The sequence below is a fragment of the Lutispora thermophila DSM 19022 genome, from assembly GCF_900142105.1.
Lineage (GTDB): Bacteria > Bacillota > Clostridia > Lutisporales > Lutisporaceae > Lutispora > Lutispora thermophila.
The window spans coordinates 129,128-144,105 of the sequence record NZ_FQZS01000007.1 but is presented as its reverse complement, the minus strand read 5'-3'; the positions used below and the strand labels follow the sequence as shown (position 1 = coordinate 144,105).

The 14,978-nt window shown below is 34.3% G+C and carries 15 protein-coding genes and 7 tRNA genes; 19 read left to right on the top strand and 3 right to left on the bottom strand.

Going from position 1 to position 14,978, the window contains the following annotated elements:
* The first annotated feature begins 134 nt into the window (after nt 1-134).
* The 12 genes from BUB48_RS06340 to BUB48_RS06285 all read left to right on the top strand — a co-directional run bounded on the left by BUB48_RS06340 (nt 135) and on the right by BUB48_RS06285 (nt 5,207).
* Nucleotides 135-1,085, top strand: a complete 951-nt coding sequence (locus BUB48_RS06340; RefSeq protein ID WP_073025406.1) for a metal ABC transporter substrate-binding protein — start codon at nt 135-137, stop codon at nt 1,083-1,085.
* A gap of 149 nt (nt 1,086-1,234) precedes the next feature.
* Complete coding sequence (locus BUB48_RS06335) at nt 1,235-1,732, top strand: metallophosphoesterase family protein (protein ID WP_333782565.1); 498 nt, start codon at nt 1,235-1,237, stop codon at nt 1,730-1,732.
* Nucleotides 1,733-1,792: 60 nt separating this feature from the next.
* Nucleotides 1,793-2,839 carry a GerMN domain-containing protein gene (locus BUB48_RS06330; protein WP_073025405.1) on the top strand — a complete coding sequence of 349 codons (1,047 nt, stop codon included), beginning with the start codon at nt 1,793-1,795 and terminating at the stop codon, nt 2,837-2,839.
* An 80-nt stretch (nt 2,840-2,919) separates the two neighbouring features.
* Nucleotides 2,920-3,690 (top strand): ribonuclease PH, encoded by a 771-nt coding sequence (rph, locus tag BUB48_RS18500; protein ID WP_073025404.1) that lies wholly within the window; start codon nt 2,920-2,922, stop codon nt 3,688-3,690.
* Nucleotides 3,665-4,255 (top strand): XTP/dITP diphosphatase, encoded by a 591-nt coding sequence (locus BUB48_RS18495; RefSeq protein WP_073025403.1) that lies wholly within the window; start codon nt 3,665-3,667, stop codon nt 4,253-4,255. The genes rph and BUB48_RS18495 overlap by 26 nt, the downstream gene beginning before the upstream one ends.
* A gap of 251 nt (nt 4,256-4,506) precedes the next feature.
* Nucleotides 4,507-4,580: transfer RNA gene (locus tag BUB48_RS06315), tRNA-Gly, on the top strand.
* A gap of 5 nt (nt 4,581-4,585) precedes the next feature.
* Nucleotides 4,586-4,662, top strand: a tRNA-Arg gene (locus BUB48_RS06310).
* A gap of 9 nt (nt 4,663-4,671) precedes the next feature.
* Nucleotides 4,672-4,748, top strand: a tRNA-His gene (locus BUB48_RS06305).
* Nucleotides 4,749-4,760: 12 nt separating this feature from the next.
* Nucleotides 4,761-4,836: transfer RNA gene (locus tag BUB48_RS06300), tRNA-Gln, on the top strand.
* A 61-nt stretch (nt 4,837-4,897) separates the two neighbouring features.
* Nucleotides 4,898-4,981, top strand: a tRNA-Leu gene (locus BUB48_RS06295).
* A gap of 24 nt (nt 4,982-5,005) precedes the next feature.
* Nucleotides 5,006-5,080: transfer RNA gene (locus tag BUB48_RS06290), tRNA-Gly, on the top strand.
* Nucleotides 5,081-5,130: 50 nt separating this feature from the next.
* A tRNA-Arg gene (locus BUB48_RS06285) sits at nt 5,131-5,207 on the top strand.
* Between the two features lie 213 nt (nt 5,208-5,420).
* Here BUB48_RS06285 and BUB48_RS19085 read toward each other — a convergent pair.
* Both BUB48_RS19085 and BUB48_RS17765 read right to left on the bottom strand, forming a co-directional pair.
* Nucleotides 5,421-5,558: a DDE-type integrase/transposase/recombinase gene (locus BUB48_RS19085; protein ID WP_408631041.1), complete on the bottom strand. Its 138-nt coding sequence runs from the start codon at nt 5,556-5,558 to the stop codon at nt 5,421-5,423.
* Nucleotides 5,559-5,962: 404 nt separating this feature from the next.
* Nucleotides 5,963-6,136: a transposase gene (locus tag BUB48_RS17765; RefSeq protein WP_139249932.1), complete on the bottom strand. Its 174-nt coding sequence runs from the start codon at nt 6,134-6,136 to the stop codon at nt 5,963-5,965.
* A gap of 244 nt (nt 6,137-6,380) precedes the next feature.
* Between BUB48_RS17765 and argS the strand changes: the two genes are divergently transcribed.
* The 7 genes from argS to mntA all read left to right on the top strand — a co-directional run bounded on the left by argS (nt 6,381) and on the right by mntA (nt 14,364).
* Nucleotides 6,381-8,081: an arginine--tRNA ligase gene (gene argS, locus BUB48_RS06280; protein ID WP_073025402.1), complete on the top strand. Its 1,701-nt coding sequence runs from the start codon at nt 6,381-6,383 to the stop codon at nt 8,079-8,081.
* A 925-nt stretch (nt 8,082-9,006) separates the two neighbouring features.
* Nucleotides 9,007-9,804 carry a peptidoglycan-binding protein gene (locus BUB48_RS06270; protein ID WP_073025400.1) on the top strand — a complete coding sequence of 266 codons (798 nt, stop codon included), beginning with the start codon at nt 9,007-9,009 and terminating at the stop codon, nt 9,802-9,804.
* 427 nt (nt 9,805-10,231) lie between these two features.
* Nucleotides 10,232-11,449, top strand: a complete 1,218-nt coding sequence (locus tag BUB48_RS06265; protein WP_073025399.1) for a TerB family tellurite resistance protein — start codon at nt 10,232-10,234, stop codon at nt 11,447-11,449.
* Nucleotides 11,450-12,005: 556 nt separating this feature from the next.
* Nucleotides 12,006-12,743, top strand: coding sequence for an SIR2 family NAD-dependent protein deacylase (locus BUB48_RS06260; RefSeq protein ID WP_207648321.1), 738 nt, complete (start codon nt 12,006-12,008; stop codon nt 12,741-12,743).
* A gap of 102 nt (nt 12,744-12,845) precedes the next feature.
* Nucleotides 12,846-13,364, top strand: coding sequence for a 3'-5' exonuclease (locus BUB48_RS06255; protein ID WP_073025398.1), 519 nt, complete (start codon nt 12,846-12,848; stop codon nt 13,362-13,364).
* Between the two features lie 94 nt (nt 13,365-13,458).
* Nucleotides 13,459-13,908: a type VII toxin-antitoxin system HepT family RNase toxin gene (hepT, locus tag BUB48_RS06250; protein WP_073025397.1), complete on the top strand. Its 450-nt coding sequence runs from the start codon at nt 13,459-13,461 to the stop codon at nt 13,906-13,908.
* A gap of 3 nt (nt 13,909-13,911) precedes the next feature.
* Nucleotides 13,912-14,364: a type VII toxin-antitoxin system MntA family adenylyltransferase antitoxin gene (mntA, locus tag BUB48_RS06245; RefSeq protein ID WP_073025396.1), complete on the top strand. Its 453-nt coding sequence runs from the start codon at nt 13,912-13,914 to the stop codon at nt 14,362-14,364.
* Nucleotides 14,365-14,374: 10 nt separating this feature from the next.
* Here the strand turns inward: mntA and BUB48_RS06240 are convergent, their stop codons facing one another.
* On the bottom strand, nt 14,375-14,788 hold the full coding sequence (locus BUB48_RS06240; protein WP_073025395.1) for a hemerythrin domain-containing protein: 414 nt from the start codon (nt 14,786-14,788) through the stop codon (nt 14,375-14,377).
* Between the last annotated feature and the right edge of the window lie 190 nt (nt 14,789-14,978).

Genomic DNA, 14,978 nt, shown 5'->3' with positions numbered 1-14,978 from the left:
TTAGATATGGAATTGTTAGATACATTGCGCCAGCAGCATGTTTCTATGCTTTGATAAGTTGAAGCTATATATTTACAATCACATGGGAATACTATACAATATAAATGCAAATAATTTGCAAATGGAGGTATAGTATGAGAAAAAATGCAACAGTATTAGCACTTATAATTGCAATAGTTCTTGCGATAACAGGCTGCAATAGGGGTGTGACCAATAATGAAATGAACCATGAAGAGAAGGAAAAATTAAAAATATTTACCAGCTTTTATCCCATGTATTTTATAGCGAAAGAAATTGCACAGGATAAAGCTGAAATCATCAATATGATACCTGCAGGTGTAGAACCTCATGATTGGGAACCTACTTTAAAGACTATGGCACAACTTCAGGAAAGCGATATCTTCATATACAATGGTGCCGGTATGGAGCGTTGGGTTGACAGGGTTATAGAAAATATGGATACTGAAAGATCAAAAATCGTTGAAGCAAGCAAAGGCATAGAACTCATAAGTGGAGAAGAAGACCATGAAGATGAAGATCACGAAGATGAACATGATCACGGAAATTATGATCCCCATGTCTGGGTAAGTCCTATGAATTTGAAAAAACAAGCATTGAATGTGCTGAACGCTTTAATAGAAAAGGATGGCTCCAACGAAGATTATTATAGAGCTAACTATAATAATCTGATATCCCGTCTTGATGCTTTGGACAATGATATAAGAGAAGCTTCAAAAAGCTTTAAAACTAACATCATAGTTACATCACACGAGGCTTTTGGTTACTTTGCCAAAGAATACAATTTGAAGCAGATCCCCATAAGAGGCATCTCTCCACAGCAGGAACCAAGCCCTGCCAAGATCGCTGAGATTGTTAAGCTCTGCAGGGAAAATAATATAAAATATATCTTTGTTGAGAAATTTGTAAATCCTAAATACTCTGAAACCATTGCCAATGAAATAGACGGAGAAGTTTTGACCCTTAATGCAGTCCATGGCTTAACACAAGAAGAGATGGATAAAGGCATGGACTATATAACTATAATGTATGAAAATCTGGAAAATCTAAAAAAGGCGTTACAATAGAACATGTTATAATTTGTGTTTCTTAACATCAAAGAGGAATCTGAATTAGGATATGGTGCAGTGAAGATATCGCATAAGTTCATTTAAATCCGGAACATCACTTTGTAGAGAAGAGGCATGATCAATTCAGCACCAGAAATGGAGGAAAAATGATAAAAATAGGAGTAATATCGGATACACATATACCAATGAGAGCAAGGGTGTTACCTGATTTTGTATTTGAATCTTTCAAAGGAGTGGATTTGATACTTCATGCTGGGGACTTGCTGTCTGAGGATATAATAACAGACTTGGAAATCATAGCTCCTGTATATGCAGTAGCTGGAAATAATGATAGCTTTCGTATTTATGAAAAATATGGAGAAAGAAGAATTGTTGAAGTTGGAAATAAGAGAATAGGCTTAACCCATGGATATGGACGTGATAAGACACATTTAAACGCTTATAGGGAGTTTATGAATGATAAAGTTGACTGTGTAGTATTTGGCCATAGCCATATACCCTTCAATGAGATAATAGATGGAGTTCTGCTTTTTAATCCTGGATCTCCGACAGATAGAAGATTTCAGCCAAGGTTTTCTTTGGGTCTCCTATATGTCTATGCATCCATAAAGGGTGAGATACTCTACTTTGACCCAATGAAATAAATGAATATACCTTGTAGCCCTCTAATATATATAATATAGAACTTTTGGGGGGTGAAAAGGTTGAGAAAAAAGCTATTGGTCGTAGCAGTTATCCTATTATGTATAACTCTTACCGGATGCACCAATCCGCTGGCTTCTCTACGGGATTTTTTCAACAAGAAAACAACAGTGGAAGTAGAGCCGGAGAAGGTTGAGGAGAAGGAAACAGAGGATCTTAGTGAGGTGTCAGTAAAACAGCCAGAAGACACAAGAGCAACCGTATTATATTATAAAGATCATGATAATTTATTGGTGCCAGTGATGAGATACATACCTAAAGGAGATTTAGGATTGGCTAAGGCTGCAATAAAGGGTATCATATATAGTCCTGAGCTGATTGAGGATTTGAAACCTACAGGATTGCTTCCTACTTTACCTCAGGGCACTAAGATAAACGGTGCGGTAATAAAGGATGATGGGTTAGCTGTTATAGACTTATCACAGGAATTCTTGAATTTCAATACTGCAGAAGGGGAAGCTTTAGGAGTTAAGGCGTTGGTATATACTTTAACTGAGTTTCCTAATATAAAGTCAGTACAAATACGAATTGATGGAAAAACAATAGATGAAATGCCTTATGGTACAAAAATTGGAGAACCTTTAAAAAGGACTGAAATTAATCTAGTAAAACCAGAAAAATTAAGTGATAAATTATCTAAGGTTATGGTATACTATCAAAAGAAGGGAAAAGGAAATTATACGTATTTTGCACCTTTGACAAAACTGGTATCAGGATATACAAACAGCGCCAAGGCAGCTTTGGATGTGCTTCTTGAAGGCCCGGCCCAGGGCACAGGACTTGAAAATCCTTTCCCTGCAGGCACACGGTTATTGGATGTGGAAGTCAATGATGGCGTAGCATATGTGAATTTCTCGGAGGAAATACTCAATGTAGATTCTGCTGCAGAAGAAAGAACAATAATTAAGTCTGTGACATTAACTCTAAAAGAGTTTCCAGCTATAAAAAAGGTTAGACTGTTTGTAAACGGACAGACTCTTGAGAATAGAGAGGGTATTGGTTCAAAGGAGTATTTAGATGTACCAGTATTTGTGAATTTTTATGAATAGTAGCTGATATCCACTTGGGTTAACTCAAGTGGGTTTTATTTAAATACATAATGCTATGGCAGTATGAAAGGATGAATAAAATGGACAGAATTGATGGAAGACAAGTGAACCAACTAAGACCTGTGAAGATTACCCGGAATTATATAAAACATGCTGAAGGTTCAGTATTGATAGAAATGGGAGATACAAAAGTAATTTGCACAGCCAGTGTGGAAGAAAGAGTGCCACCTTTCCTTAAGGGACAAGGAAGAGGTTGGGTTACAGGAGAATATGGAATGCTTCCTCGCTCTACAGAAGTTAGGAAAGTAAGGGATTCAAGCAAAGGTAAAGTAGATGGAAGAACCATGGAGATACAAAGGCTTATTGGAAGAGCATTAAGATCTGTAGTAGATTTGGAAGCACTCGGTGAAATAACGATATTTATTGATTGTGATGTAATACAGGCGGATGGAGGTACCAGGACGGCTTCAATAACAGGAGCTTACGTAGCTTTAGTGGATGCATTAACTAAGCTTTTAGAACAGGGCAAAATCTCAAGAATCCCGTTAAATAGCTTTGTAGCAGCTGTGAGCGTTGGAATAAAGGATAACACTGTAATATTAGACTTGAATTATGCCGAAGATTCCACGTGTCAGGTAGACATGAACATTGTCATGACAGAAAAAGGACAGCTGGTAGAAATACAGGGAACAGGTGAGGAAAAACCTTTTACAAAACAAGAGATGGAGCAAATGCTTGCATATGGAGAAAAGGGCATAATGGAACTTATAAAGATACAAAAGGAAAGCCTAGGTGAATTGGCTAATTTGATAGGAGTTGAAGGTAATGGAAGTGGTTGCAGCAACCAATAATCAGCATAAGCTGGATGAAATAAGGGATATACTAAAGGATATGGGGTACAAGGTTCTCTCTTTGAAGGATGTAGGAATTAAAATTGATATAGAAGAGAATGGAACCACATTTAGGGAGAATGCATTGATAAAGGCTAGAGAGATATGGAGGCTGACGGGTAAAGCAAGTATAGCAGATGATTCAGGCTTAGAGGTTTTTGTATTAAATGGAGAACCAGGAGTGTATTCAGCAAGATATGCAGGAGTTCCAGGCGATGAAAAGGATAGAGCTAACAATAAAAAGCTGCTGGAAAATATGAAGGATATTCCGGAAAACAAACGGCAAGCCAGATTTGTCAGTTCCATCGCCTTTATTTTTCCTGACGGTAAAGAAATAGTTACAGAAGGATATGTTTATGGAACCATCGGATTTAAGGAAAAAGGAGAAAACGGGTTTGGATATGATCCTCTTTTTATAGTTGATGGGTTGGACAAGACTATGGCTGAATTAACTTCGGAAGAGAAAAACAAAATAAGTCACAGAGCGAATGCATTGAAAGAGTTAAAAAAGATGTTGAATCAATAATTTTAAAGTATGAATAAATATAAAGAACAATGCAGAAATTAATAGATAGAATAATCCAATGCTTTTAAATTGAACTTTTTTGGGTATTGACTGAATGGCAATATTCTTATATACTAAAAAAGGTCTCTGAGTTAGCTTTAACAACTGTATATGTTTCAGCTATAACCCTTTAAAAAAGATAAAAAATTGTTATTGACAGATGATAAAATAAGTGATATAATTTATAAATGTCGGTAGCAATTAAATAACAAGCGGGTGTAGTTCAATGGTAGAACGTCAGCCTTCCAAGCTGAACGCGAGGGTTCGATTCCCTTCACCCGCTCCAATTATGCGCCTGTAGCTCAGTTGGATAGAGCAACGGACTTCTAATCCGTGTGCCAGGGGTTCGACTCCCTTCAGGCGCACCATTAATTATGGTGGGTATAGCTCAGTTGGTTAGAGCGCCAGATTGTGGCTCTGGAGGCCGTCGGTTCGACTCCGACTATCCACCCCATAACTGACATCCTGGGGTGTAGCCAAGGGGTAAGGCACCAGACTTTGACTCTGGCATTCCGTTGGTTCGAATCCAGCCACCCCAGCCAATTTTTTCTTGACTGGTTGGCTGTAATATATGGCTAACAAGTAAAACAATAGAATAGACATGCGGGATTGGCGGAATTGGCAGACGCGCTAGACTTAGGATCTAGTGTCAACGACGTGGGGGTTCAAGTCCCTTATCCCGCACCAATAAGTTAGTTGTCAATGGAGTATGCGGGTGTAACTCAGTGGTAGAGTGTCACCTTGCCAAGGTGAAAGTCGCGAGTTCGAATCTCGTCACCCGCTCCATTTATTTTTTATTTTTGATAAATTGAAACAACATGGAATCACATAAAAATGCGCCCATAGCTCAGTTGGATAGAGTCGCTGACTTCGAATCAGTTGGCCGGGGGTTCGAGTCCCTCTGGGCGCGCCATAAATATCAATGGTTGTAGAGTTTTTAATTCTGCAGCTTTTTTTATAACCCATAGACCAGCTAATTAAAATCAAGCATATTTTAGAAAGTATAATTCTATCTTAATTTATACTTTCTGTTAAAAGCATTTCAAGAAAGGCTTCTTTGATTGTTATAAATGTTTCAAAGGGAAGCCTTTCTTATTTTATTCCTAATAATAAGATGTGTTTTATGCTATAAATTGAATGCCGTTTCACTATATTCATAGCTTGTATATTGAGTACCTTGATCAGAATGATGGATTATTCCTTTAGTAGGGTTATATCTTCCGATAGCCTGGTTTAAAGCATTTATTACAAGGTCTTTATTCATTGTGCTATCCTATAGCCCAGCCATTTATGTTATATCTGATACCCAAGCGTGGTTCAGGCTGTAGGATTAAAGTTTCTATTTAAAGTGTTATCAGCAACTGGATAATTATGCTTTGAGTTAGTAGTGGTTTTGAATTTTTTCTTGGCCCTCGGAACTGTACTATTCTCTTTCATCAAACGGGTTACGTGGTTCTTACTGTAAGCCATGCATTATTGTTGCTCTTTGAAACTTCAAGCATTTGGCACATCTTCTCCAACCGAAACATGGAGCAGTATTTGTAGATGAAGTAATAGGCTATGCTTCTGGTGTCTTGCGAAGATGGTCGTGGTTTTGTATAATGCCATTTTCCTCCTCAAGGTTAGCAATGCGTTTTTTAGTTGTCTTATTTCCTCATCTTGGGGATTTTAGTTACCATCGCCAGGGAAGGCATCGTCACTATATATTCCGTATTCTTTTATGTACTTTTGAACTGTAATCTCATGAATATCAAACTCTTTTTCTACACTTGAAGCACTGTATCCTTGTTCTATAACTAGAAGGACAGCTTCAATATTAAAGTTTTTATCAAAGCGTTTCATCGATGGACAGGTCCATATATTATGGTTTTATTATATCAACCATTCTCTGTGTCTCTCAAATCGGTGTAATTTCATATCTATTAGGATATAGAACAGAGAATGTTAAGCTGGGACTAAAGAAAAATAAAGATTCACAGTGGATTTACACATATATAAATATGTGATAGAATATGGAGTAAATATCATACATTATTGGTTTTAAGTCCCATAAAAGAAGTGAATAAAGCTCAGTAGGAGGATATATATGGTTGATTTTAAAAAAATGATATCAAATATATTAGCACAAGAAATAGGGGTTATAGGAGAGGAAGAAATATACAATATAATTGAGATTCCGAAGCACACGGAAATGGGCGATTTTGCATTTCCATGTTTCAAGTTATCTAGACTATTAAGAAAATCACCGAATATGATAGCAGAAGAACTTAAAGAAAAAATAAAATGTAATGAATTATTTGAAGCAGTTAGTGCTGTTTCAGGCTATTTGAATTTTACTATAAATAAACAATTTTATGCTAAAACTGTAATAAATGAAGTGCTTGAAAAAAAAGAATTATTTGGGGCTACAGATATTGGAAAAGGAAGAACTGTGATTATTGAATACTCATCTGTAAATATTGCGAGAGCATTTCATATGGGTCATATACGAAGTACTATGATAGGTAATTCCCTCTATAAAATATATAAATTCCTTAACTATAATGTTATTGGTATTAATCATTTAGGTGACTATGGAACCCAGTTTGGAAAGTTAATTACAGCATATAAATTATGGGGAAATAAAAAAGATATTGAAGAGCGGGGGGTTGATGAATTGCTTCGCCTATATGTAAAGTATCACGATGAAGCAGAAAAAAACCCTTTGCTTGATGATGAAGCGAGAAGTTGGTTTACAAAACTAGAGAATGGAAATGAAGAAGCATATGAAATATGGAAATGGTTTAGGGAAATTAGTTTGATAGAATTTGAAAGAGTTTATAGACTCTTAGGAGTTAGTTTTGATTCATATGCTGGAGAAAGTTTCTATTCGGATAAAATGCCCGCAGTACTTAAGGAATTAAGGGAAAAAAACATATTGACGAAATCAGATGGGGCTGAAATAGTTGACTTAAGTGAATATGGAATGCCTCCAGCTATAGTTACCAAGAGAGATGGGTCTACCTTATATGTAACAAGAGATATAGCTGCGGCTAAATATAGAAAAGATACATATTCATTTTATAAGAATATTTATGTAGTAGGATCACCCCAAAAACTCCACTTCCAACAATTGTTTAAGATATTAGAAATAATGGGGTATGATTGGGCAAATGATTTAGTTCATGTAGATTTTGGAACTGTTAGTTTAGAAGAGGGGTCATTGTCTACAAGGAAAGGTCGAGTTGTTTTTCTTGAAGATGTATTGTTAAAGGCTATAGAAATGGCAAAGAACATAATTGAAGAAAAAAATCCAACATTAGAAAATAAAGAATTGGTGGCAAAGCAAGTAGGGGTAGGTGCGGTGGTGTTCCAGGAACTCTTTAATAACAGGATTAAGGATTATACTTTTTCCTGGAGTAAATCACTTGCATTCGATGGTGAAACAGGTCCATATGTACAATATGCACATGCGCGTTGCTGTAGTATTATAGAAAAAGCTGGAGATATTGATATATATGATGTTGACTATTCTCTTTTGACTGACTCGTCATCTATGGAGATTATTAAAAAGTTATATCAATTTGCTGATATAGTTATTGATGCGCACGATAAATATGAACCTTCTCTTATTACACGATATGTAACACAATTGGCACATTGTTTCAATAAATTTTATCATGATAACCCAATCCTTACAAATGATTTATCATTAACCAAGGCGAGATTAGCGTTAGTATATGCTGTTAAGTATACACTTAAGAATGGGTTAAACCTAATTGGCATTGAAGCTCCTGAAAGAATGTAATTTATATATAGATGTCAAAAGCATAAAAAATAAGTGTTATTCTTAGACGATGAAATTAATAATGAAGCAACCATAAAGAATTATATACGAAAATAAGAAAAACATGACATGATAGATAAATTAAGTGTTAAGGAATATGAAGACCTCTGCAAACTACCTGTTTTACGGATAGTTATGATTTTGTCCATAGACGTTCATATGTTGATACTTGAAGCTTGATCATATTCTTTTTGCTCCTATTTTACTCCTAATACATCATAAAATGATAGAATCGTTAGCATGTATCAGACCCATTGTAGCTTTAAAAGGCTTGAAAATGGATATTTTAAAACTTAATAGACAAGCTGTAATTGCATTTTATTACTTCAAGTCAGTTGGCTGGGTGGTAGAAGTCCCTCTGGGCGCACCAAAAAAAATAAAAGCACTACAATAGCAATGTAGTGTTTTTTGATATCAAAAGTAAGCAAAAGAAGCCGAATAAAAACATGACCTTCAAGAGAGTTTTTTCACCTAGCAGTGATAGGGAGCAGGATGATAGTTAGTGGAATATCATTGAGTACTTTTGTGATGTATGGAGCTTAGAAGAGGTTCTTTTTATAATTGACACTAATATAGCAATAGCATTATGAGGGTGGGGTGTGGTTCTTTAAGTATTGTCTTCCTTATTGTGCTATACTATGTATCAGAATGTAATTATTGAACTTGAAGCGAAGATAGTAATTAAGGAAAGAAAAGATAAGTAGTGAGCCTAATGAATAAGTTTCGTGTTCATGTTGCTCCAAGCAATTTTATGAGTGCATTGTGGATATGAGACAACGCAACATTGATAGCTGAAGCATGCGATAAAGGCTTTTAAAACATGTTGATGTGGAATTTAAAAGACTACTTACAAACAATAAATGAAGGACATAAGGAGGATCTTAGAATGTTAGATTATCCTATCCTCAAAATGTGCAGCAAAGGTGACTTTGTAAAGGAACTTCAAAAATTACTATTCATAAAAGCTGATGGTATCTTTGGAATACTAACATACTTGGCTGTCCGATCCTTTCAGAGCAATAATGGGCTAAAGATTGATGGAATAGTAGGACAAAAAACATGGGAAGCACTACTAGGACACACTATATATTTAACTCCAAGTAGGGGGTTATACTTGATAAAAACAAAACCTCAAAAGATAAAGATAGTTATTTTAGGTGATACATTACACAATGCAAAAGTTAATGGCGTTAATGGTACTTTTTTTGACACGCCTAATCCAAAGCTAGCCAGTTCATGCTGGGGTTTAGCTGTTGACGAAGGCAGGCCTCTGGGGAGCAATTCCCATCTAACAGATTGGAAAGGCAGAAAAAGGGGGACCATTGCATGGAACGGTAAAGAGTTGATATGTAAACGGATAAACAAATATACTGAGATACCAGACATGATATGGGGTGTAAGTGGCATAATGCTATTGCCTAGCTATGACAGGTATGCTGAAGAATATTTTTCAGATGTATATAGAAAAACAAACCATACAGTAATAGGTTTCGATGCAAATAATAATGTGTATTTGCTTGTGAAAACAAATGTGGATATGAAAAAACTTGTTAAGATATGCAATGAGCTAAGACTTGTTGGTGCAGTATCTCTCGATGGTGGTGGCAGCAGTCAACTTAATTTTAATGGGAGAGGTTACAAAAGTAACAGAAAGATAAATAGTGCAGTATTGGTTACAGGGTAGTGGAAAGGATACTATAGGATAATTGGTCTGGGGAACGAGTTTCTCTGGGTGCAATATATAAATGAAAGCACTACAATAACAATGTAGTGTTTTTTTTATAATGCTAAGAAAGTATAAATTTTTCTATAAAAGCATTTCAAGAAAAGCTTCCTTTATTGTTTTAGACACTTCTAAAGGAAGCCTTTCTTATTGCCTATATAGGTAAAAGGATTCTAATATACAAGTTGATCTCCACAGGCATGATATGGCAATGATTGTATGATTTCTAGATATTTAATATGCTATAATGAAATCAGCTTTTGGAAAATTTGACTTAATCTAAGAAGGTTAACATATAATTGTGTTGAAATAAGATATATATAATGAGTAATTATTGGCTTTTTAAGATCTGATTGGAATTGCTATATATATGAGGGGGTTAATGCTGATGGAAAACCCAAATGAGAGTTTTAAGGAGTCATTTACATCAGATAATATTACTAAAGACATAATAAAAAATGTCCCTCAGATATACGAAAAAATTGCTAAGGAAGCCCCTGATTTAATCAAAGAAGTTAAAGGCATAAAAGAAGAGCTATTAAGAGATATAGATAAAAAGGAAAAAAATAACGGAGACTGGTTTGCAAAGCTTGTTCAGAAGGTAATAGAGGCACATTCAGAAAATGCAAATTATGAATACTTTAAGAATAAGTACAGTTCTGAAGATAGAGATATAATTGCAAGAAAAATAATTGAATCTTATCTAAACATTTCAATTATAATCGGAATGACGTCTGGGGCAACTGGAGGAATATTAGGGCTTTTATCTCTTATTTCGGTTACATTTGGTGAAATAATTACTATTATATATTATCAGCTCAAAATGATATATGATTTATCTATTGTTTATGGTAAGCCACTTAACATGGAAGACCCTGAAGAAACTTACAAGATATTAGGAGTTGCTTTGGGATTAAAAACTAATCATGTTGGTAATGAAACCATAAAGCAAGGTGTAAACAGAACTGGCAAAATCATAGCAAATAGATTTGGTAGAAAAGAAGTATTAAAGCCGATACAAAGCAAATTAGGGATGGAATTAAAACAGAAATCTATAAAAGATATTGCATCAAGAGCAATACCTATTATAGGTGTTGCTACAGGAGTGGTTTTGCGTTCTTGCTTGGATTATACTAATACTCATAATGTAGCAATAAATACTTTGGCTATTTATCGATTGCCTGAATTAATTATTGAATACTTTGAATCAGTAAATAAGATCAGCAGAGATAATGGGAAGAGCAACAAAGTATTAGCAAAAGGTTGCTTAATAATGGCTTACTCTGATGAAGTAGTAGATATCAATAAAACGGTTCTGCTTGACTATATAAAGAAAAATTATCTGGTGGAAGATAAGTTTTGGAATGAAATAAAAAATGGAAGAACAATTAAGGAAAAAGATTTTTTCAATGATCTAGAACATATTACAGAAAGAGAAGAACTTGAATCAATCTATAATGCGCTGATGCTTACAGCACTTGCTGATAAAAAGGTAAGCAAAAATGAGAAACGTATTCTGCAGGAGTTTATAAACAAGATGGATGTATCACTAAAGGAATTAGATGAAGACTTAAGAAGACTAAGAAAGTGTTTGTATATTCTTTAATTATTGAGTTTAGTACTTAACTTAAAATAACTTAGATTAAGGATGGTGATAATTATATTATACAAGGCAAGAAAAAGTACCTATTTGACAGAGTGCCAATTTGGCATATTTCTTCGAGAAATAGATAAAGGGCATGGGGGACAAGAGCGCAGGGTAATTTTCTTGTTAAATGCTGCCACCAAGCTACATTCACGTTCTAAATGGGTCATTGAGTAAAAAGCATTTTTCCCATAGAAACACCAAGCATATGAGAAAATTCTCTGATTTGTCCATTAATGCTTTGACAACAACAAACTGACAAGTTATAAATTTCAATCAGATTAATATGAGAGTGAGTTTTAGAAGGAAGCAATGTTTTTGTAATTAAATATGAGAAGATAAAAGCCACTTGCCTATTTGTGTTATCACTTCATAACTTGTACCTATGAAGTTTCTAAAATATGCCTTTGTTTATTATATTTATTCCACATAATCAAACCGAATGCAGATATTTTGCAATAATTATATCATCATGTAAAAATTATGTCATATGAAAGTTTAGGTAGGTGAGAAAAGTTTGAGTCTTAATGATGAAAAGAAACTGACTTTGCTGGCATCCTGGATAAAAGAATCAAGACATACTGTTGTTTTGACAGGAGCGGGCATGTCTACCGAAAGCGGCATACCTGATTTTCGTTCTTCCAAGGGTTTATGGAGAAACATAGATCCCAGGACAGTTGCTTCAAAAGATGCGTTGGATAACAATTATGAATTATTCAGAGATTTTTATACCATGAGAATAGAAAACTTAAGAGATTGCAAACCGCATGAAGGACATAAGATACTGGCTGATTGGGAGAGAAGAGGTTTCATAAGTTGCATTGCTACTCAGAATGTCGATGGATTGCATCATATGGCAGGAAGTGAAAAGATATATGAGTTGCATGGCAATATCAGAACTATAAGGTGTGAAGACTGTGATGCTCCAGCAGAAATGACAGAGTTTTTAGAACGAAAGCCATGTCCAAATTGTGGTGGAAAGCTTAGACCAAATGTGGTGTTGTTCGGAGAATCACTGCCATATACGGAACTGTATAATGCAACACAAGAGATAAGCAAAGCTGAATTGGTTATAGTTATCGGTACCAGTCTGCAAGTGTATCCAGTAAGTCAATTGCCAGATCTTTGCAAAGGCAAGAAGGTTTATATAAATTTGGATGTAGATATTCATAGCCATCAATTTGATTTGGTGATAAAGGGTAGTGCCAGAGATGTTTTAACAAGGACAAATACACTACTACAGGAGGTTGGGTAGTTTACGGAAATCATGCTGCAAAGAACAAAAACATAAATGGTTTTAGAATAGAATCTATGGTAGAATTTGAATAACTACTATAGAAATGAGAGGTATATATATATGAAGATACCGAGAGATTTTGTTGCATTTGATCTTGAGACCACCGGCTTGGCTCCACCGTGCAAAATATTAGAAATAGGAGCTGTGAGAGTGATAAACAATAAAATCGTTGATGAGTTTCAGACTTTTGTTGATCCGTGCTGTACTATTCCAAAACACATAACGGAGATAAATGGTATTAATCAGCAAATGGTTCGTAATGCTCCAAAAATAGAAGATGCTTTGCCTTTATTCTTAAAGTTTATCGAAGACTTACCTATTGCTGCACATAATGTTTCCTTTGATATGAAATTCATAAACTATGAAGGTGTGAGACTAGGGTATCACGTAACCAACAAGGTAATAGATACTTTAGCATTATCCCGAAGACATTATCCTGGATTGGAGAATCATAAGCTTAATACGGTTGCACACCATTTAGGTATCATAAATAAGCTTGCTCATAGAGGACTTTATGATGCTTTGGTAGTAGCTGAGATACTGATAAAGATGTCTCAGGAGGATAAACAAGTTGGGTAGAATTATGAGTTATTCTTTCAATGAATAGTTTTGGTTGAGGGATATAACCATTATATGGTAATATGGGTATAGAAACACATATGGAGGATATCATATGACCAAAGATGTTTATGATGTTATTATTAAAAAGATGAAAGACTTGGAAGGAAATTTAGTTTTTCTTAAGAAAGCATCTTTTGATATTAGCAAAGACAACATTAAGAAAGATATGATAAGGTATTGGGGCATTGAGAGAGGAATACAGATATGTATTGAATGTGTTATTGATATAGCAAATATTATTATTTCAACTACTGAAAATGTTAAGCCTAATACCTATAAAGAGACTATAGTTTCTATGGCTGAAATAGGTGTTATACCAAAAAGTTTTTCTGATAAGCTAACCAAAATGATTGGTTTTAGAAATATACTTGTACATGATTATGTAAAGGTTGACGAAAATATGATCTTACGTATATTAAAGTATGAATTAGATGATTTTATTGACTATATGAATTATGTTAGAAAGTGGATAGAAGAAAACTATCACTACAAGGATGAATAGAATATGGAAAAGAATATAAATGAAATACAAGAGATTATGGCACCATATGTAGAAGAGTTGATTAACAAATATAAAATTAAACTTATATATATTTTTGGATCATATGCCAAAGGCAACAATAATGAATCCAGTGATTTAGATATAGCAGTATATCTTGAGAATGAAGCATATGGATTTGTAAGATTATCTATTCTGGACGAACTTGTAGGAATATTTAACAGAGAAGACATTGATTTAGTAATTCTGAATAATGCAGATGAAGTAGTAAAATTCCAGGTTATAAAGTATGGAAAAATTTTATATATGAAAGACCTATTAACGAAGGTTATGTTTGAAACTCGAGTAATGAGCGAATATATGGATATGGAGCATTTCAGAAATATCAGGAATGAATACTCTCATAAAAGGTTTCTTGAAGTAATGAAGAATATAGAAGGGAACCATAAGGTTCCCTAGTAAGACTGCATTAATATTCAAGCAAAGGATACAATTTTTTGTCTTCTTTGTTTATTCTATTTTGTATTAAGTTAAGTACTTTTCTACTTTCTGTTATAAAGTCTTCTTTACTCTGTAGAATTTTGCCAGGGACATTATACTTTTTAACAAAAGAAGTTAAAATATCAGCCACACTGCCCATTTCATTATAAAAATTATAAGCAGTATCTCTTATATCCTCTTTATCATTGTTCATGAGTTGTGGGTACAAAAACTTGTCTTCAGAAATCAAATGCATCTTTAATTTGCCTGCCAAAATGTTTATATTAAATGAAATATTATTTACGTTTTTATCTAAATTGCCATTGTCCATTAAGTTCTTAATATTGTTTATGATTGTTAAAACTTCTCCGTGTTGTCTCTTTAGCATATTCAAATTACTCATAAGCCCTTTCCTTTCTTTTTTTTAGAGTATAATTGCTTATTTAGTTTAATAATCTCGTCCTTTATTTATAGTATAATGGTAAGTATTGCATTTTTCTGTAACATATGTTACGGAATTTAATTTATTTCGGTTAAGAAGCTAAACTACCTGCATGAATTGGTTCCAAGCTTTTAAAGTTGTTTAATGGGAA

Bases quoted from the DNA above. Each gene is read 5' to 3' on its own strand.
- rph (WP_073025404.1), top strand. From the start codon at position 2,920: ATGGACAGAATTGATGGAAGACAAGTGAACCAACTAAGACCTGTGAAG.
- BUB48_RS06340 (WP_073025406.1), top strand. From the start codon at position 135: ATGAGAAAAAATGCAACAGTATTAGCACTTATAATTGCAATAGTTCTT.
- BUB48_RS06335 (WP_333782565.1), top strand. From the start codon at position 1,235: ATGATAAAAATAGGAGTAATATCGGATACACATATACCAATGAGAGCA.
- argS (WP_073025402.1), top strand. From the start codon at position 6,381: ATGGTTGATTTTAAAAAAATGATATCAAATATATTAGCACAAGAAATA.
- BUB48_RS06240 (WP_073025395.1), bottom strand. From the start codon at position 14,788: ATGAGTAATTTGAATATGCTAAAGAGACAACACGGAGAAGTTTTAACA.
- BUB48_RS18495 (WP_073025403.1), top strand. From the start codon at position 3,665: ATGGAAGTGGTTGCAGCAACCAATAATCAGCATAAGCTGGATGAAATA.
- BUB48_RS06255 (WP_073025398.1), top strand. From the start codon at position 12,846: ATGAAGATACCGAGAGATTTTGTTGCATTTGATCTTGAGACCACCGGC.
- BUB48_RS17765 (WP_139249932.1), bottom strand. From the start codon at position 6,136: ATGAAACGCTTTGATAAAAACTTTAATATTGAAGCTGTCCTTCTAGTT.
- BUB48_RS06270 (WP_073025400.1), top strand. From the start codon at position 9,007: ATGTTAGATTATCCTATCCTCAAAATGTGCAGCAAAGGTGACTTTGTA.
- hepT (WP_073025397.1), top strand. From the start codon at position 13,459: ATGACCAAAGATGTTTATGATGTTATTATTAAAAAGATGAAAGACTTG.
- BUB48_RS06265 (WP_073025399.1), top strand. From the start codon at position 10,232: ATGGAAAACCCAAATGAGAGTTTTAAGGAGTCATTTACATCAGATAAT.
- BUB48_RS19085 (WP_408631041.1), bottom strand. From the start codon at position 5,558: ATGAATAAAGACCTTGTAATAAATGCTTTAAACCAGGCTATCGGAAGA.
- mntA (WP_073025396.1), top strand. From the start codon at position 13,912: ATGGAAAAGAATATAAATGAAATACAAGAGATTATGGCACCATATGTA.